General features: G+C 42.7%; 17 protein-coding genes. 2 read left to right on the top strand and 15 right to left on the bottom strand.

The features are described from left to right. Position 1: 1 nt before the first annotated feature. Genes Q7O90_RS02805 through Q7O90_RS02795 form a run of 3 tightly spaced genes read right to left on the bottom strand, consistent with a single transcriptional unit; the run spans position 2 to position 2,716 of the window. Complete coding sequence (locus Q7O90_RS02805; protein WP_298877948.1) at positions 2–592, bottom strand: MptD family putative ECF transporter S component; 591 nt, start codon at positions 590–592, stop codon at positions 2–4. Beyond that, positions 585–1,994 (bottom strand): ABC transporter ATP-binding protein, encoded by a 1,410-nt coding sequence (locus Q7O90_RS02800; protein ID WP_304127170.1) that lies wholly within the window; start codon positions 1,992–1,994, stop codon positions 585–587. Before Q7O90_RS02800 ends, Q7O90_RS02805 begins: the two co-directional genes overlap by 8 nt. After that, positions 1,991–2,716, bottom strand: a complete 726-nt coding sequence (locus tag Q7O90_RS02795) for an energy-coupling factor transporter transmembrane component T (RefSeq protein WP_304127167.1) — start codon at positions 2,714–2,716, stop codon at positions 1,991–1,993. Before Q7O90_RS02795 ends, Q7O90_RS02800 begins: the two co-directional genes overlap by 4 nt. Positions 2,717–3,175: 459 nt before the next feature. Between Q7O90_RS02795 and brnQ the strand changes: the two genes are divergently transcribed. Then, positions 3,176–4,534, top strand: a complete 1,359-nt coding sequence (gene brnQ / locus Q7O90_RS02790) for a branched-chain amino acid transport system II carrier protein (RefSeq protein ID WP_304127164.1) — start codon at positions 3,176–3,178, stop codon at positions 4,532–4,534. 107 nt (positions 4,535–4,641) lie between these two features. Here the strand turns inward: brnQ and Q7O90_RS02785 are convergent, their stop codons facing one another. Next, positions 4,642–5,643: a helix-turn-helix domain-containing protein gene (locus tag Q7O90_RS02785; RefSeq protein ID WP_304127162.1), complete on the bottom strand. Its 1,002-nt coding sequence runs from the start codon at positions 5,641–5,643 to the stop codon at positions 4,642–4,644. 322 nt (positions 5,644–5,965) lie between these two features. Then, positions 5,966–7,369 carry an alanine/glycine:cation symporter family protein gene (locus Q7O90_RS02780; RefSeq protein WP_304127159.1) on the bottom strand — a complete coding sequence of 468 codons (1,404 nt, stop codon included), beginning with the start codon at positions 7,367–7,369 and terminating at the stop codon, positions 5,966–5,968. Positions 7,370–7,758: 389 nt separating this feature from the next. Here Q7O90_RS02780 and Q7O90_RS02775 point away from each other — a divergent pair, with 389 nt between their 5' ends. Next, positions 7,759–8,805 (top strand): SPFH domain-containing protein, encoded by a 1,047-nt coding sequence (locus tag Q7O90_RS02775; protein ID WP_304127156.1) that lies wholly within the window; start codon positions 7,759–7,761, stop codon positions 8,803–8,805. A 124-nt stretch (positions 8,806–8,929) separates the two neighbouring features. Here Q7O90_RS02775 and uvrA read toward each other — a convergent pair whose 3' ends face one another. From uvrA to Q7O90_RS02725, 10 genes are all read right to left on the bottom strand, one after another. Next, on the bottom strand, positions 8,930–11,782 hold the full coding sequence (gene uvrA, locus Q7O90_RS02770; RefSeq protein WP_304127153.1) for an excinuclease ABC subunit UvrA: 2,853 nt from the start codon (positions 11,780–11,782) through the stop codon (positions 8,930–8,932). A 21-nt stretch (positions 11,783–11,803) separates the two neighbouring features. Beyond that, entirely contained in the window at positions 11,804–13,777 is a 1,974-nt protein-coding gene (uvrB, locus tag Q7O90_RS02765) for an excinuclease ABC subunit UvrB (RefSeq protein ID WP_304127150.1), read from the bottom strand. A gap of 68 nt (positions 13,778–13,845) precedes the next feature. Continuing rightward, complete coding sequence (locus Q7O90_RS02760) at positions 13,846–14,352, bottom strand: hypothetical protein (RefSeq protein WP_106057417.1); 507 nt, start codon at positions 14,350–14,352, stop codon at positions 13,846–13,848. Between the two features lie 21 nt (positions 14,353–14,373). Continuing rightward, positions 14,374–15,636 (bottom strand): ArsB/NhaD family transporter, encoded by a 1,263-nt coding sequence (locus Q7O90_RS02755; RefSeq protein WP_304127149.1) that lies wholly within the window; start codon positions 15,634–15,636, stop codon positions 14,374–14,376. 22 nt (positions 15,637–15,658) lie between these two features. Then, positions 15,659–16,777: a cation diffusion facilitator family transporter gene (locus tag Q7O90_RS02750; protein WP_304127147.1), complete on the bottom strand. Its 1,119-nt coding sequence runs from the start codon at positions 16,775–16,777 to the stop codon at positions 15,659–15,661. 54 nt (positions 16,778–16,831) lie between these two features. Continuing rightward, the gene (locus Q7O90_RS02745) at positions 16,832–17,215 is read right to left on the bottom strand and encodes a thioesterase family protein (RefSeq protein WP_304127144.1); all 384 of its coding nucleotides are present in this window, start codon (positions 17,213–17,215) and stop codon (positions 16,832–16,834) included. Positions 17,216–17,308: 93 nt separating this feature from the next. Next, complete coding sequence (locus tag Q7O90_RS02740; protein WP_304127140.1) at positions 17,309–19,672, bottom strand: peptidase U32 family protein; 2,364 nt, start codon at positions 19,670–19,672, stop codon at positions 17,309–17,311. Positions 19,673–19,872: 200 nt separating this feature from the next. Continuing rightward, positions 19,873–21,075 carry a pyridoxal phosphate-dependent aminotransferase gene (locus Q7O90_RS02735; protein WP_304127138.1) on the bottom strand — a complete coding sequence of 401 codons (1,203 nt, stop codon included), beginning with the start codon at positions 21,073–21,075 and terminating at the stop codon, positions 19,873–19,875. Positions 21,076–21,217: 142 nt separating this feature from the next. Further along, complete coding sequence (locus Q7O90_RS02730) at positions 21,218–21,859, bottom strand: amino acid ABC transporter permease (RefSeq protein ID WP_304127135.1); 642 nt, start codon at positions 21,857–21,859, stop codon at positions 21,218–21,220. A gap of 75 nt (positions 21,860–21,934) precedes the next feature. Beyond that, entirely contained in the window at positions 21,935–22,768 is an 834-nt protein-coding gene (locus tag Q7O90_RS02725; RefSeq protein WP_304127132.1) for an amino acid ABC transporter substrate-binding protein, read from the bottom strand. Positions 22,769–23,066 lie beyond the last annotated feature (298 nt).

Genomic DNA, 23,066 nt, shown 5'->3' with positions numbered 1-23,066 from the left:
TCTAAGCCTCCTTAAAGTGCTTTCTGAGTATCAGATATCCGAGATAAGCTCCTATCACCGCCATCACGAATACAACAGCTGTCGATATCACGCCCCACGTGCCTGCGGTATACTTGATGTAATTGTTCATCTCAGCTTCAGTTTGCCCTTTCTGCATCCAATAGCTTTTGTATCGGCTGACAAAGAAGCTTGCAGGGATAATTGCACCCCAAGCCTGTCCTACGTGCAGAACTCCAGATGCGATAGCAACCCTGTGAGGACTAACCTCTTTACCTTTCCTTGAAGCGATGAAGTCGGCAATTATAGCCATACCAATTGACGTTATATACCATGGTATATAACCGCCACCCATAAGTGTAAAGCACGCCATAACGAGCACCGTCATAATCGTGTACTGCCACATCTTACCGAGCTTCTTTGCCATAAAATATATGACGGTTCCAGAGAAAATAGCGCATATCCCCGGGCTTACCGAGTGTCCGAGTGCTCCAAGCGGGGTGATTACGAGCATCGATACCATGTAGATAATCATGTACACGGCTGTCAGCAGCGCAATGAGTATAAAATCCTTAGTCTTAAGCTTATTATTCATAAAAAGCCTCCATTTCTTCAAAAGTTTTATTTAACTGACTTATGTTATCCTCGTCCAAATAAAAATTTCCCCTTATACGCCCATCCTCGAGATAGAAAATTCTATCTGAAATGTTTCTTATAAACTCATAATCATGAGAGATAATTATGATAGTGTGGTTTCGCTTCATCGATTCAAGTTGATCTACAACACGATGCATCGACCTTTTGTCGAGACCGCTAGTCGGTTCGTCTAGGATTATTACCTTGTTTTGACTCACCCTGCTTATCGCCATCTGTAATCGCTGCTTCTGACCACCGCTAAGGCTGTACGGATGAGCATCTCTAAATTCATATAGATTTAGAGCTTTCAGTGCTTCAGTATTGAGTTCTTCATCCCTACTGCTGATCTCAAGTTCCTTTATGCAAGATGCTCCAAACAGCTGATAATCCGCATCCTGCATTATATACAGAGCCTGACCTTCAGTCTCAACGATGCCATCATCTGGTTTAACGACGAGAGAGATGAGTCTAGCAAGTGTGGTCTTACCTGCACCATTTACCCCTACGATGGTTGAGATTTCACCGCGCCTAAACTCAGCACTCACCCCTTGCAGGATTCCCTTGTAAGAAACGTTCTCTATTCTTACATCTACAGGGCCTGCCCTTGCGATTAGTCTGCTTTCATATTTCTCGTCAAAGAGCTTTACAGCTCTCGCCGCGTAATCACTACTGAAGTAAGCCTCTTCACTTTCATACTCCGTTACCGTATTATCGTTAAGAAGCAGCACCTTGTCTACAAGTCCACGCAGATAGAAACATCGATGGTCTGCTACTAGCACGGTAATCCCCTCACTCTTCAGTTCTTCAATCTGCCTTCTTAACCTCATAGCGTTTCCGTAGTCGAGATTTGCAGACGGTTCATCGAATATCACTATATGAGGATTCATAATCAGGGCTGACATCAGTGCTAGCATCTGCCTTTCTCCAGAGGAAAGTTCATAGATATCTCTATCGAGAAGGTACTCTAGCTTATATTTCTTAACCAAAGCCTTAAGCCGTCGCTCCATCTCCGGCTTCGATACGCCGAAATTCTCCATCGCAAATACGAGCTCCGCAGTCGTATTAGTTGTAAAGAATTGACTCCTCGGATTTTGAAATACATTTCCGATAAGCATGCTTCGCTCGGTCATCGTCACGCTACTTTTCCCGCCTATAAGCAGTTCTCCGCGTAGCTTCCCGTCTATAATCTCTGGAATAAGGCCGTTTATTACATTGATTAATGTGGATTTTCCTGAGCCACTAAGTCCGGAGATAAATACTATGCTACCTTCTGCAATTGAAAAGTTCACATCTTCAAGTACGGGTATATGCTCACCTTCATAAGCGAATGTCAGATTTCTCGCCTCCATGACATCCTTCATATTAAGCCTCCGATGATTAAGACCATTCCTACTCCTCCGATTGCAAACATCATGTAATCCACTCCATGAAATCGATTATCAAAATAGCTCGTCCGCTTCTCCTCTGTAGCAATCCCTTTCGTGAGCCCTGCTGCTGTCAGCTCTGCGCTTAAGCTCTCGCATCTAAAAAGCTGTGGTACGAGCAAGTACTCGAAGGTCCTTAATGGATATTTAACCGAGAATTCAACTCCTCTGATATTCATAGCTTGCTTGATTATGCGAAATTCTCTTCTAAAAGTCGGAATATACCTGATAGTGATAGTAAGTCCGATGATAAATATCTTTGGCAGATGTAGTCTCTGCAGAGCAGAGAGTATTTCCGATGAATTATAATCGGTGACTATCAATACCGCGATTAGTATGCACGGTGTAAAGTAGACAGTCATGTTGATCATCATTCCCAAAATGCTACTCTTAATATAGAAGCTATTTAAAAGGATAAGCAGAACCCCTACCCCTACCCATATAAGAGTCTTAAGAGCAGTCTTATATCTGCGAGCGATGAGTAACGCCGTATACCCTAGACATAGTCCGATGATTATGCTTTTATCAGTGGGGAAGAACATCGTTACAACTGGAAGAACTGCATTGATGATAATTAATGTAAGCGGGTTAATCTTTCTTCGGTTAAGATGTCTCCCATCCTCATTATTCACCTGTTCTGCTAAAGTAAGTTCAGTCATCATTATCTCCTGAAACATTAATGTTCTCTTTCATGCTATACATAATGAGGGAAAGAATACTGTAAAATTTAGTTAGTACTATCTAACTCAAATGCATGTGGGTACTGAAACAAAAGTAACATACACGAGTTTTGATTTGCAGTAAGTTAGATTAGACTAACTACAGTATTAGTATATTCTTGTTCGAATAATAATGCAATATTATTCGAATTAAGTTTACCATTTAGATTTATAATCAAACGATATCAATCTATCTTATATCGTTTAATTGTTTGCTAGCTAATTTCGAAAATTTGTACACTCTCTATAAACGTTTAATTTTCAATGCATCTGAGCTTTTTTAATGCTTTTTTGTATTGTTTAAATTTTAAAAATACCAAAAATATGTTGTGATTTTTAATAAAACATGCTATGCTCTTTATTAAATTTATACAAATTATTTGAAAAAGGGGACAAAAAATGGATAAGAAATTCACTATGAAGGAATATGTAGTTCTAGCCTCACTCCTCTTCGGACTATTCTTCGGAGCAGGTAATCTGATATTCCCAGCACTCATGGGACAGATGGCAGGCAGTCACACAGCAGCGGCAACTTTCGGGTTCATCATTACAGGAGTAGGATTGCCATTGCTCGGTATTATTGCGATTTCCTTATCACGTAGTGAGGGTCTCTATGACCTAGGATGCAAGGTGTCGAGACCGTACAGCTTGTTCTTTACGTGTCTACTATACCTTACTATAGGACCGTTCTTCGCGCTTCCTAGAACCGCAACTGTACCTTACTCTGTCGGAGTAGTTCCTGTGGTTGGTAAGGACTCTCCAGTTGTACTTGGAGTTTTCTCCCTGTGCTTCTTCGCAGTAGTTCTATTCTTTGCGTTAAGACCGTCGAACATCCTTACTAACGTTGGTAAGGTTCTCAACCCACTATTCCTCGCATTCCTTGCGGTTCTAGTCGTTATGTGCTTCGTTAAGCCGATGGGTTCTGTTTCAAGCGCTGCTCCAACAGGAGAGTACGTTGCTCACCCATTCTTCAGAGGATTCCTCGAAGGATATAACACAATGGATGCTCTTGCATCACTTGCATTTGGAATCATCATAATCAATGCAGTTAGAAATCTAGGTGTAAAAGAGCCTAAGAACATAGCTAAGTCCACAGCACTTGCTGGTGTAGGATGCGCGCTCCTTATGGCTGTTATCTACCTAGCTCTAGTAGTTGCAGGTGCTCAGTCAAGAGGAATATTCGAAGTACAGCCAGATGGCGGAACACTTCTCAACAAGCTCGCTAGCCACTACTTTGGCGGTGTAGGCGGAGTATTCCTAGCTTTAATGATCACACTTGCGTGTCTCAAGACCGCTATCGGACTTGTAACTGCATGTGCAGAGACATTTGGCGAGATGTTCCCTAACAAGCTTTCGTACAAGGCTTGGGCGGTAGTATTCACACTCATCTCGTTCACATTTGCAAACTTTGGACTGGTTAAGATAATCGCTTACTCGATACCAGTACTGATGTTCTTATATCCGCTAACTATCGTTATCATACTGGTCAGCCTCATCGGTGGACTGTTCAACTATCATTCAACAGTTTACAGATGGTCTATCGGATTCACTATGGTACCTGCTTTATTTGACGGTATAAAGAGTTTACCTCCAGCAACCGTTTCAGCACTTCACCTAGAAGGATTCATAAAGTCAGTTGGTGGTTTCCTACCACTGTCTGATATCGGAATGGACTGGGTTGTACCTGCTGTAGTTGGATTCGTAGTAGGACTTGTGCTTTATGCACTGAAGTCAGATAAGGGTCAAGCAGCAGCTTAATCTAATTCATATTAACTTAACAGCAAAACAAAACTCCCTTTGAGGTTATCCTTCAAAGGGAGTTTTTATATCTCGTTCACTTAACTAATTGTTTTCTTGGCAGAGGCTTACTTATCGAACTTTCTCTTTAAATACATCTCATATAGCTTATAGATAATTCCGTAAATCACCCCTGCAACTGGCCATATAATCCATGTCTTATTCCAATAACCTAGTAAAAATCCTGGTATTAGGTATATGAATGCTACAGCAATCCAGTAAATACCGGCAAATGGCTCCATCTTCTGCTCAACACGCTTGTGCTCCGGTGTATAATCATCTTCTTGGAAAAGCTTACTATAGCCACTACTTATTATTCCCACTTTTACGAACATATATACTGCAGCCGCAACCATAACCAGCATAATCGGTGCCGAAATTTTCGCTAGACCAGAAGCATATTTATCGCTATCATCAAAGAGAATACTTGGCAGAGCTCCGACTATACAAAGGAATACGCCTCCTGCTATTCGCTGTCCCATAAACTGTCTAAACGGCTCATATTTACGCTTAAAGGCTGCCTCAACTCCATATCCAAGCTTTATATGTTCTTTTGACAGATATTCATATTTCGACATACCGAAGCCCGATATCACGCATAACGCAACGCCTGCACCGATCAGCAAGCATAACACAGCTATTGATAGACGCTCAAGCATATCGCCATCATTTGCTCTTCCCATCGCTTCGACTATGAGGTTTGGTACCGGAGATAGAATAAACAGTGACACAGCCCCGGCAATTCTTGCCGCATGCTTTTCTGTATCAGCCATATAATCATTGGCTTCTTCAAGCGATACAGTCCTAATGTGATTGTCATTATCTGTTCCTATATCTGTAGTGCTAGCGACTTTTGAACTTTCTGGCAAATCCATCTCATCCTTAAGAAGATAGTCTACCGACACTCCGAACACTTCGCTCAGTTTAATTATCTTCTGTATATCTGGCATCGAGGCTGCAGATTCCCATTTAGATACGGACTGTCTCGATACACCTACTAGATCAGCCAGCTCTTCCTGACTCCAACCATACTGCTTGCGTAGGCTCATTATCTTTTCTGAAATTATCATAATACCCTCCTATTGACTCCATACTATATTATAGATATGAAGCCTTTAAATTTCCAAATCCATTAGAACTTCTTTAGAGTTTCTTTCTCATTTTCAATTTTCACTTCATAGAGCAGCTGCGTTCTATGGTTTTATTTTATGGTAGCGATATCACCATCACCACCAACTACACTTGGAAATTTGTCAACTCACGGTTGCAACCAGCGGTTACTTCACTGTATTATACACTAAAATTCGTATTTTTGAGAGATTTCGTTATTACGACAAAGACTCTCGCCCTTTCGGACGAGAGTCTTTATAATGTTCTTATGTACTTGTAAAATCAAATATATTTAGCAGACTTTTCTTTACTGAAATAGTCCTTTGTAAGCCTGATGACCGTACCTGATAAGAGTAGGACTGCGATTAAGTTTGGAATTACCATCAGTCCGTTAAACGTGTCGGCGATGTTCCAAATCAGCCCGAGGTCCATAGTTGCTCCGACAATTGCCACTAGCGAATAAACAACGATGAATGGCTTTATTGCACCTTTTCCTAACAAGAATTCTATACATCTAGAACCGTACAATCCCCAACCTAATATTGTCGAGAAAGCAAAGCAGCAAAGCGCTACGGCCAACATTACTGAAACCCAGCCTCCAAATGTCGCTGTGAATCCTGAGATGGTGAGCTCTGCACCTGCGGTCTTACCATAATTGATCTTCACCCCACTACAGAGAATTACGAGGGCCGTAATCGTGCAGATTACGATTGTGTCTGCAAATACCTCGAATATTCCCCATAATCCCTGCTGCACAGGGTGATCCACTTCAGCTGAAGAGTGAGCGATTGAACCAGTACCAAGACCTGCTTCATTTGAGAATATACCTCTCGAAACACCTCTCCTCATAGCTATAAACATAGAGCCCACAACACCGCCTGTTATAGCCCTTGGTGCAAACGCACCTTCAAATATATCTCTGAAAACGCCTGGAACATTCTTGTAATTCAGAATAACTACTAGAAGTCCAAAGATTATGTAGTAAAGCGCCATGAATGGAACTAGCTTCTCCGTTACACGCCCGATACGTTTTATTCCTCCGATTAGTATAACCAGAACAAGCAGTGTAATAGCTATGCCGATACCGAGGTTGACCCCCGATGGAAGACCATGCTTAAATGCACCTGTCGATGTTAATGCTGAATCGATAGCTGTCGTAATAGTGTTAACCTGAGTTGCGTTACCTGTGCCGAATACCGTAAGCACTCCAAATGTCGAGTACAAAATCGCTAACCAGCTCCATCTCTTGCTGAGACCATTCTTTATGTAATACATAGGGCCGCCAACCCAGTCTCCATGATTATTACGCTCTCTAAAGTGTACCGCTAGCGTAACCTCAGCGAACTTTGTGCACATACCTAGAAGTGCAGAGAGCCACATCCAGAAAACAGCTCCTGGTCCGCCTAAAGCGATAGCTCCCGCAACACCCGCAATGTTACCAGTTCCAACGGTTCCCGCCAGCGCGGTACATACGGACTGGAATGAAGTAAGCGCTCCATCTCCCGCTTCCTTTTTATCGAACATAGCACCGAAAGTGTGCTTAAGTGTATATCCGAATTTTCTGAACTGAATAAAACGCGTGCTGAGCGTCAGCCAAATTCCGACTACCAAAATCCAGCTCATCGAGGGCACACCCCAAATGAATGCATTAATCATGTCGTTGTAAGAAACAATCGTTTTAAGCATAAAAAACTCCTTATAGTAATATAAAATACATGTTCTGATTCTAAAGCATCAAGGTCTATTCTGCAATAGTATTTAGTAAAAGTTAATAAAATAATAAAGATTTCATTGTGAAATTAAACAATCTTATTGATAATATCAGTATTTTTTATTGATATTGTCATGTATAACAATGTCAATATATTAAAAATCGGTTAATCCGCAAGCAATATTCACCATTTTCGCCACCCTGCAATTGGTTATTTTATATATTTATTTTAGTGCAAAAATGGATAAATTGCTTGCATAATTTAAACGCTATTCGCATTGACTTTTCTATATGATGCTCATATTATGAAGTTAATAGAAAATATCACTAGATGCTAAATCAATTACCTACAAGGAGGTTTTCCATGATCACTACAATTATTTCTATAATAGTAGTTCTGCTTATACTATTTTTGTTCGTTTCCTGTATAAAAATAGTTCCTCAAGAGCATGCATACGTTATTGAGAGGCTTGGTAAATATTTATGTACATGGCACGCAGGTCTTCATTTTAAATTTCCTATCATCGACAACGTAATCAACAAGATTTCGCTTAAGGAGCAGGTTCTAGATTTCCCTCCTCAACCAGTAATCACGAAGGATAACGTATCTGTTCGCGTGGACTCAGTTGTATTTGCAAAGGTATTTGACCCTAAACTTTATACATACGGAGTGGAAAATCCAATCGCCGGTCTACAGAACCTATCTGCAACTTCACTAAGAAGTATCATCGGCGGAATGGAGCTCGACACCACCCTATCCTCAAGAGAGCAGATTAACGAGGATATGGAGGTAATTTTAGATAAAGCTACGGATTCGTGGGGACTCAAGGTCAACCGAGTAGAGCTCAAGAATATCATCCCACCTGAAGAAATCGAAGAAGTAATGACAAAGCAGATGAGAGCAGAAAGAGAGAGACGTCAGACTGTACTCGAAGCTCAGGCTCACAAGGAATCTGTAGTATCTCGTGCAGAGGGAGACAAGGAAGCAAAGGTTCTCGCTGCAGAAGCTGAAAAAGAAGCTAGAATCGCTCTCGCTGCCGGTGAAGCTGAATCAATTAGGCTCGTCTACGAAGCCCAGGCTCAAGGTCTTGAGAAACTCAAGGAAGCTAATATCAACGAGGGAGTTCTAAAGCTAAAAGGACTCGAAGCTCTGAGGGATATCTCAGATGGTCGTGCAACCAAGATATTCATGCCTACAGATTTGGCGAGTATCGTATCAAATCTCGGCGTAGCTTCTGAAGCTTTAGGAATAGGAGACTACACGGAGATTGATAAGTCACCTGTTCCTGGTAAGGGAAGCTATAACGACAGCTGCCTTAAGAACACCTCTTCCAAGGTTACCAAGGAAGTAGCAGGAACTAATGCAAGCATTCAGGTTGATCTGGAGAACCGAAGAGAGGATATTATATAGCTCTATAGTCTTAGTATCTTATACCCTGTAGACTTTAATTGCTCTCTAGGGTTATAAGCCATTAATCACACAATAAAAGGACGAAGCATAGCGGTCTTCGTCCTTTTTTTATTAGCTTCTTATACTACCTAAGCATCTTTCTTAGATACTGTCCAGTAAACGACTTCTCACACTTAGCAACCTCTTCAGGTGTTCCTGTAGCCACAATGGTTCCACCACCGCTGCCACCCTCTGGACCTAGGTCGATAATATGATCCGCACACTTGATTACATCAAGATTATGCTCTATTACCACCACGGTGTTGCCCTCATCAGTCAACCTATTGAGCACGTACATCAGCTTCTCAACATCTGCAAAGTGAAGTCCCGTCGTCGGCTCATCTAATATGTATAGAGTCTTGCCGGTACTCTTCTTGGAAAGCTCCGTCGCTAGCTTTATCCTCTGTGCCTCACCGCCAGATAACTGAGTTGATGGCTGTCCGAGTTTGATATATCCGAGGCCTACATCATCGAGCGTCTGCAGATATTTCTCGATGGATCTGTGATTCTCAAAGAATGGCAGTGCCTCTGTCACACTCATCTCGAGGACTTCCGAGATATTCTTACCTTTGTACTTTACCTCTAGTGTCTCATGATTGTATCTAGCACCACCGCACACCTCACACGGTACATACACATCTGGCAGGAAGTGCATTTCTACCTTGGTGATACCGTCTCCGCGGCAGGCCTCACACCTTCCACCCTTTACATTGAAGCTGAAGCGGCCCTTCTGATAGCCTCTCATCTTAGCCTCTGGCATCTGTGCAAAGAGGTCTCTAATAGGATCGAACATTCCCGTGTAAGTCGCAGGGTTAGATCTCGGCGTGCGTCCGATAGGCGATTGGTCAATATCTATAACCTTATCGAAGTTCTCAATACCACGTATCTCTTTATGCGCACCAGGCTTTTCCTGCAATTTGTTTGTAACACTTGCTACACCTTTGTAAAGGATTTCATTTACAAGCGATGACTTGCCAGAACCAGATACTCCAGTTACACATACGAGCTTGCCTACTGGAATCTTAACATCTATATTGCGAAGATTATTCTGCTTAGCTCCGATAATCTCGAGGTATTTACCGTTCCCAGTTCTTCTGGTCTTAGGAACTTCAATCTTGCGCGCACCGGACAGGAACTGTCCAGTTATAGATTCCTTGCATGCCTTGATATCGTCTACAGTCCCCTGAGCAACCAGCTCTCCACCGTAGATCCCAGCTCCAGGCCCGATATCCACGATATGGTCAGCAGCATACATCGTATCCTCATCGTGCTCAACGATGACTAAGGTATTACCCATATCGGTCAAGTTTCTTAGAGCCCCGAGCAGCTTGTCGTTATCGCGCTGGTGGAGTCCAATTGAAGGCTCGTCCAGGATATACAGCACACCGACGAGCCCCGATCCTATCTGTGTAGCCAGCCTAATTCGCTGGGATTCCCCGCCCGAGAGCGTACCTGCGGCACGTGACAGCGTCAGGTACCCGAGCCCTACCTGCTTTAGAAATCTCAGCCTCTCTCTAATTTCCTTGGTGATGAGCCTCGATATCTGCTGCTCCCTTGGAGTCAGTTCGAGATTCTCAAAGAATAGAATCGCCTGCTCTACCGATAGATCAGTCAGCTCGATGATATTTTTACCACCGACTGTGACGGCTAGCACCGTATCCTTCAGTTTCTTACCATGACAAGTTGGGCAAAGTGCCTCCGTCATCATGCCAGCAATTTTTTCCTTTATGTAATCTGAATTTGTCTCACCGTATCTACGCTCAAGACTTGGAATCACACCTTCGAAAGTATGGTTCATATGTGATACTCGTCCAGACTTACTGGTATACGTGTACTTGAGCTTACGATTACCAGTTCCATGCAGTAGCTCATTTTTAAAATCTATCGGCAGATCTTTGTAAGGGACACTGAGGTCGGTCTTATGGTCTACTGCTAGCTGGTTTAGCATCTGACGGTAGAATCCCATAGCATCCATCGTCGAGAACACCTGTCCCATCGCACCATCTAAGATGCTCTTGCTTGGTTCAGTCACTACGTTATCATCATCAATCTTCAGCGTAAACCCTAGACCCGTACACGTCTCGCAAGATCCATATGGTGCGTTGAACGAAAACATTCTCGGCTCCATCTCTTCGATTCCCACCCCGTGCTCTGGGCAGGCGAGCTGAGTACTAAAGGTCTCTTCCGCATCCTTTGTCTTGCCATCTTCAGTCTTATACTGAAATAACACGTTAGTAGAGCCTTCACCTTCTCTGACAGCGAGTTCAACCGCTTCGGCGATTCGGCTTCTATTTTCAGGTCTGAGAACAATTCTATCGATAACTATATCGATGGTGTGCTTCATATTTTTATTGAGACTAAACTCCTCCTGTTCATCCACCCTAACCATCTCGCCATCGAGTCTGATTCTGATAAATCCATCCCTCTTGATACGGGAGATTACATTCTTATGCTCTCCTTTGCGCCCCTTAATAATCGGTGCCATGATGGTTAGTCTGGTACCTTCATCATGAGCCATTATATGATCCACAATAGTGTCTACGGACTGGCTGGAAATCTCCCTACCGCACACTGGACAGTGAGGAATCCCAACTCTAGCATATAGAAGCCTCAGATAATCATATATCTCTGTAACAGTTCCGACAGTCGACCTCGGATTCTTGTTCGTGGTCTTCTGGTCAATTGAAATCGCCGGTGAAAGCCCCTCGATTAACTGCACATCTGGCTTCTTCATGAGGCCGAGAAACTGTCTCGCATACGAGGAAAGTGACTCCACGTACTTCTTCTGTCCCTCCGCATATATCGTGTCGAATGCAAGCGAAGATTTACCAGAGCCCGAGAGCCCGGTAAATACAATCATCTTATCACGAGGAATCGTAAGATCTACGCCCTTAAGATTATTCTCCTTTGCACCTTTAATAACTATGTTTTTCTCCATAGAAATACCCTTTCAAAATATCTATGCTCTCTTGCTGCTCCGCAGGTCAAACAGTAGGTCCCTAAGCTCTGCTGCTCTTTCAAACTGAAGGTCCTTGGCAGCCTGCTTCATCTCCTTCTCGAGATTCTTAATCGTACGCTGTAGCTCCTTTGTCGTCATCTCCTTTGGATTTTTGAGCTCTGTGTCTCCAGTGTACGCCTTCGTAGCCTCGATTACATCGCGTATAGGCTTTATGATGGTCCGTGGCGTAATACCGTGTTCTTCATTATATCGTTCCTGTATTTCACGTCTTCTTGCAGTTTCATCAATTGTGTACTTCATCGCCTTGCTGATGCGATCTGCATACATGATAACCCTACCGTTCTGGTTACGCGCAGCTCTGCCTACAGTCTGAACAAGCGAGGTCTCTGTACGGAGAAATCCCTCTTTGTCAGCATCAAGGATGGCAACAAGCGATACTTCCGGTAGGTCGAGGCCTTCTCGAAGCAGGTTAATGCCTACGAGCACGTCGAATTTACCGAGGCGGAGATCCCTAATTATCTCCAGTCTCTCAAAATTATCTATTTCAGAATGCAGATATCTGACTTTGATTCCTTCATTTCTGAGAAATCCCGTCAGGTCTTCTGCCATCCTCTTGGTGAGCGTCGTGATGAGCACTCGCTCTCCCTTATCCACAGTTTTATATATCTCGCTGATTATATCATCAATCTGACCCTCAATCGGTCTGACCTCTATTATCGGGTCGAGTAGTCCAGTCGGTCTGATAACCTGCTCAGCCGTTACACCGTGTGAATTTTCTAGCTCATACTTGCCTGGCGTCGCACTTACAAATAGTAGGTCGTTCGTAACCTCATTGAACTCCTCAAACTTGAGTGGCCTGTTATCTAGTGCCGAAGGAAGTCTAAAGCCGAAGTCAACAAGCGAACTCTTTCTAGCCCTATCTCCGTTATACATAGCGCGGAGCTGAGGGAGCATTACGTGAGATTCATCGATGATAGTCAGAAAATCATCTGGGAAATAATCGAGAAGAACATAAGGTCTCTCCCCTGGCTTCAGAAAGTTCAGATGTCTCGAGTAGTTCTCGACTCCCTTGCAGGTTCCGACTTCCATCATCATCTCCATATCATAGTTTGTACGCTGAGAGATTCGTTCAGCTTCGAGCAGTTTACCATTCTCCTTAAAACACTTTACTCGTTCATCGAGTTCTTCCTTTATAGTGCCTACGGCGAGCTCCATATCTTCCTTGCTGGTGACGTAGTGGGATGCTGGGAATATGGATATGTGGCTTCGAACACCGGTGATCTCACCAGTCAGAGCGTTCATCTCCTTAATTTCCTCTATCTCGTCGCCAAACATTTCAACGCGTACAGCCTCTTCACCGCCAGCAGGATATATATCGATGATGTCACCACGCACGCGGAAGGTGCCACGGTGAAAGTCGATATCATTTCGTTCATACTGCATATCGATGAGCTTGCGCATCATCATCGTCCTGTCCATTTCCATTCCCGGTCTCAAGGATAGGAGCTGATTTCTATATGAATCAGGACTACCAAGACCGTAGATGCAGGAAACGCTGGCAACGATGATAACATCTCTACGCTCGAGGACTGCCGCTGTCGCAGAGTGTCTGAGCTTGTCTATTTCGTCGTTTATATCGGAATCTTTTTCAATATACGTATCAGTTGAAGCAACATACGCCTCTGGTTGGTAGAAGTCATAGTATGATACGAAGTATTCTACGGCATTATCAGGAAAAAACTCCTTCATCTCACCGTGGAGTTGTGCTGCCAAGGTCTTATTGTGCGAAATTATCAGTGTCGGTTTCTGCACCTTCTCGACAATCTTTGCCATCGTATAAGTCTTGCCAGATCCAGTAACGCCAAGCAGAGTCTGGAAACGATTTCCAGACTCTATGCTTTCAGCGATTTTCTCAACAGCCTGGGGCTGATCACCCATCATCTCAAATTCAGAATGAACTTTGAATTCAGGCATTTTAACCTCGACTTTCTCTTCATGCGAGGAACTTCTTCCACACAATCAGCTAACTGTCACGTGTTTAATTACTTTCTTATACCGTCTTCTATCAATCTTTCGTCATCATAGAGCATTGGGCAGTCACGAGCTATTTGTTCTATAGTAGCTCTAATATGCTCCATCTCTTCTGAAAATTCTTCGAACGCTGCAGTTGGAACCTTTCTATTTAGGAATAGCTGTTCTATCTCTCTGTTGAATTGAGTGAGCCCATCTGCAAGCTCCAAGAACTTGTTGAACTTGTCAGTTTTACTAGCGTTTCTAAATTTAGCTATATCACGCTTTATAAAATCTACTACATCGGTTTCCCCATAGAAAACTCCGAGAAGCATCGGATAAGGTGTTACCCTACGCAGATACATAGCATGGTCACGCCTCAAATCAAGCATGTATTTTATAGTCAGTTCGCCATTTATATCAAACTCATATACATTGATATGGGCCGGCATGTTCTTGATGCTTGTCGCTCCAAGCTGTTTCATCATCATATCGATCATGTCGCTTGCGACTTTATCAGCAGTAAGTGTATTTATCATATTTTTTACCCCCAATCAGCGCTAAATTGCATATTTAACTAGCAGGAATACCATCGAGATAAACACCGATCCCAGCATAAATGGCATTCCAACGCGCAGATAGCTCTTAAATGTAATAGGATATCCATGCTTAGTACTTATGTCCGATAGAACGACATTTGCCGAAGCTCCTATCATCGTTCCATTTCCACCAAGGCAAGCGCCTAGTGAGATAGCCCACCATAGAGGTTCTGCATCCATACCATCTGCCTTGAGAGCTAGAACCAACGGAATCAATGTCGCTATAAACGGTATATTGTTTAAGAATGACGACAGTAGCGCCGACGCCCAAAGCAGTATTAACATCATCATAACCGGATGACCTGCAGTCCTCTCTATTATGACAGCAGCTACCTGCTTGATAACTCCGGTTTCTGTAAGCCCACCAACGACTACGAACAGAGCCATGAAGAATGCAATCGTTGTCCACTCTACATCCTGAATAGCATTATCCACATTTACACCACCTATAAGCAGCATAACTGCAGCGGCTGTAAGCGCGATAACAGATGTCTCCATACCAATCTGGTCATGTAATATAAAGCCTAGGATTACCAGTACGATAACAACTATACCCTTAATAAGCAGCGGTTTATCAGTAATCGATTTATCTGGATCAAGGTTCATAATTTTAGAGGTATCGAGCCCTTCGACTTCAATTTCCTTTTTGTAAACGAAACGCATCATCACAATCATGAATACGATTACAAGTACCACAGCTACACCCGTGTTTTTGAGGAAGTCTACGAATGATAGATTTGCTGCGCTACCGATCATAATATTTGGAGGGTCACCAATGAGTGTTGCCGTACCGCCGACATTAGAAGCGAGAATCTGTGTCATCAGAAATGGCACTGGATTAATCTCTAGCATCTTGGCAATAGCGATAGTCATCGGGCCTACGAGGAGTACTGTTGTGACGTTATCGAGTATTCCAGAAAGCACCGCAGTAAGCAGTATAAATGCAATCATTATCTTCCACGGATCTCCATGAACCATCTTGGCCGCCTTAATTGCGACATATTCGAATAACCCTGACTGCCTTATTATGGCAACGAGCACCATCATGCCCACTAGCAGACCGATAGTATTGAAATCTATGTACGAGAGCGCCTTATGTGCACTCATAACACCGGTGACAACCAGAGCCATAGCGCCTGCTAGTGCGGCTGCTGCGCTGTTCACCTTTTCGCTGATTATAAGCCCGATAACGACCACGAACACTACAATAGCAATAACTTCCATTCCTTACCCCCTTACGCTTTGATCAATCACTTATATCCAGATCAAGTGTGATTTTCACTTCGTATTCTGGGTATTTGGACTTAATCTTATCTAGTATATTATCGCGAACCTGCATCCTGTCTGGGGCGTCGAAGTCCACAATTATATCGAATAGCATCAGCATCTTCTCTTCATCAAGATAAAAGCCGTGCATCTGAAGCACAAACTCCTCCGACATCACGAGCCTCGTGATATCGCTCTTGATTCTGAGCGCCTTATCATCAGTCGTATTCATCGAATATACACCGACTGTAGCAATGGCAATGCCGTATTTATTATAAACCTTTTCCTGAATCTGTCTCGTCAGCTCATCAATCGTAGCGGCAGTAACTGTATCTGGCACCTCAATATGAATCTCTCCGATCACAGTATTAGGTCCATAGTTATGAAGGAGCAGATCGTATGCCCCATTTATCCCATCTATCTCTAGGATTGTATCTTTGATTTCTTTCGTAAGTCTGCTATCGGCTCTCTCACCTAGAATCTTACTTATGTTCTCGCGAAGCATATCTATTCCGGCTTTAATGATAAATACAGCGATAAGCGCACCTAGATATGCCTCGAGACTTACACCAGACACAATGTATATCCCTGCAGCTACTAGTGTGGAAATCGAGATAATAGAATCAAATAGTGCATCACTTCCCGATGCTATAAGTGATTCTGAGTTAACCTTGGTTCCAACTGACTTTACATATCTTCCAAGCAACAGCTTTACAGCAACCGCAGCTCCTACAATGACCAGCGAGATATTCGAATATGACGGTGTCTCTGGGCTTAAAATATTCTTCAACGACTCTTGAAAAGCTGTAATGCCAGCATACAGGACGATTACCGCGATTACCATAGCTGTAAGGTCTTCATATCTTCCATGTCCCATTGGGTGATTCCTGTCTGGAGCCTTGCCAGCAAGCCGAGTTCCCACAATCGTGATAATAGAGGATAATGCATCACTCAGATTATTCAGAGCATCCATGACGATAGCAATAGAGTTTGTAGCAGTTCCTATGACTGCCTTGAATCCTGCCAAAACCACATTGGCAATTATGCCGATGATGCTAGTCCTGATGATTATTCCATTTCTATTAGTCTTTTCGTTCATTTCATACCTCATTTGCAGCATAGTTATCCGCCAGTATATCAGACTTCTAGTGTGTTATATTAATTTGCTATTAACCTTGCTCTGGAACTTATCATTAGAGATTATAAACCTTTCGTGGGTACCCTCTCCGATCTTATCTTTCTCATCATATGCTGTAATATTAAACACCAATCTGCGACCATCCACTTCGACTAACTCAGATTCACATCTCACGCGCATACCGATTGGTGTGGCAGCAAGATGTTTAATCGCGATACACGTTCCGACAGAGCCTTGACCTACCTCAAGTGTAGGCTTCACGGATTCAGACGCGGTTTCCTCCATGAGTGCGATCATTGCAGGCGTCGCATATACCTCGAGATCGCCACTTCCCAAACTTATTGCCGTGAGCTCCTTCGTCACAGTAATTTCTTTATAACATTTGATTCCTGTATCCATATCTTTTCTCCAAACTGTAATTATATGCTTGTGCCCAGTATCCTTCAAACGAATTATAAAATTAAGTGCACGAAGTGATACTACGATATTGTTCTAAACATATAGCCTAAAATGACCTTCATGCAAGCATTTAATCACTCGTTCTCCTATATCGCTATCATCTCCATGAGGTAGCACGACCGACTGACTACTGAACTCGTTATTAAGAATCCTAACATCATGTTCACGCCTGCTCTTTAGCCTAGCAGCAGTGAATTTGTGTTCAGTCTGCATCAGAGGGTAGTTCCCTTCCGAAACTCCAGCCTTCTCTAGGCTCCAGCGGACATCACTCGCTCCAAGTGCCTTAAGCACTTGCACGCTCATGTGATTATAAGCATTCAGCCCAAAATCAGCGGTAACATCAGCCCCTATTCCGACCATTTTGTTAAGCCAACCGAGATTTGACACGAATATCCCCCGCATAAGCGCAAGCTTTACAACCAATTCATAGTTCTCCTGCAAAATCTGTTCCTCGCGTCCCCTTGTCACGCTTCCTATATAAGGGACTATTTCTGGTGGCAAAGGCTCACCATCTATATACAATTCAGTCACTATCCCTGCCATCGGTAGTAGAGCCTTAAAGGAGAATCCTGTAGCATCGTCATTTATCGAGTTAAGACTCGTAGCCCCACCATCCGCCTCGAAGGTGCGCCAATCTCCCATGCTGCTAAAATACAGTTCAAAGGTTTGTGGTTCTTGATGCTTGCCTTTTTGCTGCCCTCTATTTGCTTCACAATATTGGTCTATTACTTCATGAAGCCTAGAAACCGCCTCTCCTATATCACGGCTATCTCTTCTAAACTCCAGTGCCTTACTAAGTTCAGATAGACAGTATCTGCGAAGCGAATTTAACTCTGAAGTCTTTACCCTTATCTGAGAATCGCCTATTATCCTGAGTTCACAGAGTTCAAATGTGGTATTACCAGTCTTAGAGAGTGCTGACTTGTATCTATCAAGTGGCGTTGGGCTATCATAATCGAAGTCAAAAGGTCCAGCTTCCACACTTACGCTCTTCTCTATGCAGCTAGGCCATCTGTCATCGTCCGCCAGCCTTACTGTGTGCGCTTTAAGCACAAGCATATTCCCTTCTATATTTAAGGTCATATCGATCTTGCGGCGGCGTTTAACCTTTCTAGCATCCTCATCTTCAAAGAAGGTCGCCCCTCTATATGACTGCCTCGCAGCTTCAAGCTGAGACTTCTTAGAGGTCCTTCGCACTGTATCACCAACTGTTATACTGCCTCTAAAATCTCCAACTCTATATCTATTAGGCCCCAGTTCCTTCACATAACTCATCACTGTACTAGATAGCGGAGCATCGCCGCTGCCATATATCTCGGCTCCATCTCCAATCGCTGGTTCACTAGTGACCTCTATATCCACTAGTGTAGAGCCCTTCTTGGTAGCAACGACTCTACCTATCTCTATACCTTGGTTCTTGACTATGTCTCCGGACATGAGAGACTCTCCACTTTCACCTCTCAGATATGCATCAGTGAACTCTCCTCTATTAAATATCTGCAGCAACGCATCTCGATCTTCATCAGAAACTTCTATATATCCTTCCTGTAGGTACATATCTATGTATTTTCGATATATAGAAGTCACAATTGCTACATACTCGGCTGACTTCAGCCTACCCTCGATTTTGAAGGAAGTTGCGCCAGCATCGATGAGCCCACCTAGCTGATCGAGCAGGCACATGTCGCGCGGGCTCATCGGGTGGCTCGCCGCCACGAGCCGCCTGCCGCCCTCGCCATAGCTCGTATAAGCGAGGCGGCAGGGCTGCGCGCAGCTTCCCCGATTGCCACTCCGGCCGCCATAGTATCTGCTGAACTGGCACTGGCCGGAGTAGCAGATGCAGATGGCGCCGTGTACGAACACCTCGACTTCAAAGTCTGATGCGCCATCTGATCCGGCCCTGCATATGTCAGTGATTTCTGGCAGGGCCAGCTCACGAGCTACCACAATTCGCTTATAACCGAGCTCGTGAGCTACCTTTGCGCTCCCCACATCAGTAATCGTCGCTTGTGTAGACATATGTAGCTCAAGGTCTGGAAGCGCTCTATGCACTAGCTCCCCGAGTCCAAGATCCTGCACTATAATAGCATCAACTCCAGAATCATGCAGAAATGAAGCGTATCTAAGCGCTGGTTCAAGCTCGTCATCACTTAGCAAGGTATTCATAGTAACATAAACCTTTACACCTCTCTTATGAGCATAATCTAGCGCTAGCACTAATTCATCGTTATTGAAATTCTGAGCACCAGCACGCGCATTAAAGAACTGACCGCCAACATATATCGCATCTGCCCCATTCTCTACCGCAGCCAGAAACTGCTCTCTACCTCCAGCTGGAACCAGGAGCTCTATATCATTACCATTTATATTTTTTCGTTTACTGTTAACCTTCGCCATCTACCTACTCTATGAGTCTCCCTATATTTTCTAAGACTTAAATCATTTTTTATTTAAATATATTGTTTTATTATACACTCTTAATCGAGTTTATATAATTAGTAATCATATAAAAACCAATAAAAGACCGCTCCCTCACGGAAGCGGTCTCGGCTGAATAGTATATATGTAAGTCTATCATATATCATTTATAAACTAAGTTACTTGGATATCTTAGCCTTATAAGCCTCGAGGCCAGTTCGAATCAATTGACAAGCTCTCTTAATATATCCACTCTCAAGCACGTAAGCAATTCTAATCTCGCTCTTGCCCTTACCAGGCGTTCCATAGAATCCACCCGCAGGTGCGAACATAACTGTCTCGTTATTATCTCTATATTCAGTAAGTAGGAACATAAGGAAGTCTTCAGCATCTTCAATTGGTAGATCAATCATCATATAGAATGCTCCACCAGGTTTGTGACAGATTACATCAGGTATTTGCATAATCTCCTCATAAGCGGCATCCCTTCTCTTGCAATACTCCTCTTTCATCTCTTCATAGTATGAACTAGGGAGCTTAAATAGCTCAGTCGATCCGATCTGCTCTAGTGTAGATACACAAAGTCTTGATTGTGCAAGCTTGATTATTCCTGTCATGAATTCTTCATTCTTAGACGCTACAAATCCGATTCTAGCTCCACATGCGGAAAATCTCTTAGACACCGAATCGATTACAATTAAGTTATCCTTGAGTCTATCTATATTTGCAAAGCTGCGCGGCTTCATACCATCATACACGTACTCTCTATATGCCTCATCAGCGATAAGCCAAAGGTCATGCTTAATAGCGAAATCTGCAACGACATCCATCTCTTCAGCAGTTAGTGCAAGTCCAGTTGGATTACCCGGGTTTATACAGACAATTGCCTTCGTCTTCTCAGTTAGAGCTGACTCAAGCTTCTCCTTAGATGCATAGCGATATCCATCCTTTGAGCTTGTTGGGATAGGCTTAATAACACCGCCGATCATAAGTACAAACGTCTGGTAATTGCTGTAAAAAGGCTCAGCAATTAGTATCTCATCACCAGGATCGAGTATCGTCGTAAATGTCATAGTGAGAGCTTCAGATGCGCCCATTGTAACAACGATATCAGTTGGCTTATACTCGACATCATATTCTCTCTTATAGTAATCACAAATGGACTCTAAGAACTTGATATCTCCCTGAGACTGCTGGTACATAAGAACGTCTGCGTCAAATGCACGAATGGCATCCATAAAACAATCAGGAGTCTTTACATCAGGCTGTCCGATATTAAGATGGTAAACCTTTACACCAGACTTTTTTACTTCAGTTGCAATAGGGCTGAACTTTCTGATTGGCGAGAACTCCATCGCCTGTGAATTTCTGCTTAATTTCATACTCCGCATCTCTTTCTGTAAAAATAAATAATTATTTTCTGAATTATTTATATTGTAGCACAACTTAATTGCTTTGTACTCATTTGGATACAAACAATAACTTTTAATTTTATTATCGTGCTGATTAAAAAACAAATACCTTTTAGTACTGTGAATACTTTGCTTCCGCCCTTCCTAGTCCAAGAGTCATGACAAATGTAAATAACAGATATATACCTGCTGCCATTACATATGGGATGAGTGTGCCATCACGGTTGACAATTCCTTGAGACACCTTCATCATCTCAGCTAACGTGATTGTTGAAGCGAGGGCGGTATCCTTGATAAGCGTGATTACCTCATTTGAAATCGGTGGAATTACTATACGGAACATTTGCGGTATCACTACCTTAGTTAGAGTTTGTCTCTGTGTGAACCCTAGAGAATATGCAGCCTCATACTGTCCTTTATCTATGCTGTTAAATCCACCTCTATAAATCTCTGCAAAGTATGCAGCATAGTTTATTGCGAACGTAAGCACAGCCGTTGGAAATGCCTCCATACGAATCCCAAGCTGGATAGGAAAGAAGAAATAAAAGAAAAACAATTGAAGCATAAGCGGTGTTCCTCTAAATATAAAGACGAAAGTCTTACATATCCACCTTACTGGTGCGATTTTGCTTTGTTCTCCGAGGCATACAGGTAGTCCAAGCGGTAGTGACAAAATCAATGTAAGCGCAAATAGCTTAAGCGATATCATCGCTCCACTCATCAATACAGGCAAAATCTCCTTTACGTAAGCCATCATAATCTCCTTCAATATCTATAGCCAATGCCAGCTAGGCATTGGCTATTCAAACTCCAAATGCTAACAATATTCCTATTTATCGTATCCCTCAAATACAACCAAGTTTTTACCGAACCACTTCTCACTAATTTTCTGAGCTTCACCGCTGTCAATAACTTCTTTAAACGCCTTATTAAATTCTTTAGTGAGTTTGGTATCTCCCTTTCGGAAACCTACAGCGTAGTAGTCAGCACCGAAGTTAAACGGCGACTCATATAGCTTGTCCTTGTTCTTATTGTTATAAATCGCATAAACCTCGTCGATAGCAACTGCCTTAATGCGGCCAGCCTTCATATCTAGAATAGCTTCGTCATAAGTCTTATATTCAGAAATATTGTTCTTAAACTCTTTGTATTTGTCACTCTTCTTGATCGCCTCTAGTGCTGACGAATCAGCCTGTGTACCGATTTTAATATTCTTAAGATCATCGGCACTATTAACCTTCACATTTGGATCGAGCGACATGATTAGTATTCGATTCTTAAGATATTTATTTGATAAAGACATGCTTTTTTGTCTATCAGGAGTTGCCGACATGCCATTCCATACGCAGTCAATATTTTTAGCCTTAAGTTCACCTTCCTTAGCAGACCAATCGATAGGCTGGAACTTAACCTTAACACCCATCTTCTTAGTGACAGCCCTAGCCAGGTCAATATCAAATCCGACAAGCTTGTCATCCTTATCTCTAAATCCCATAGGCGCAAATGTATCATCAAGGCCAACAACAAGAGTCCCCTTATCCTTGACATACTCAAGGTCAGATTTAGAATTCTTGCCACATCCCGCAAGCCCTATTGCTGTCATAACAGTTAACACAAGAGCTGTGCATTTAATCATGTTCTTTTTCATTATTTTACTTTTCATAGCTTCTCTCCATTACATCTCTGATTTTAAATGAATCACTAAATTGTTTACCATATATACGTCACTACTTGTTCGCATAAGGCTTAATCTCCACCATTTTTCCTTCATATATAATATGTATAAAAATCATCATTTAGTTTATAGAGAAAACCTCATTAAATTGTTTCGCTTTTGTAATTTAGCACAGTGAAGTAGTAATGTGATGATGTAATATTAGCACCTCTTATTATGCGTGTCAACAGGTAAATTAAAACATTATTATCTGAAGTTAGATATATTTTATTGATGATAATTTTTT

Origin of the sequence: Mogibacterium diversum (assembly GCF_938028775.1) — a bacterium.
GTDB lineage: Bacteria > Bacillota > Clostridia > Peptostreptococcales > Anaerovoracaceae > Mogibacterium > Mogibacterium diversum_A.
This window is presented reverse-complemented; position numbering and strand designations above follow the sequence as displayed.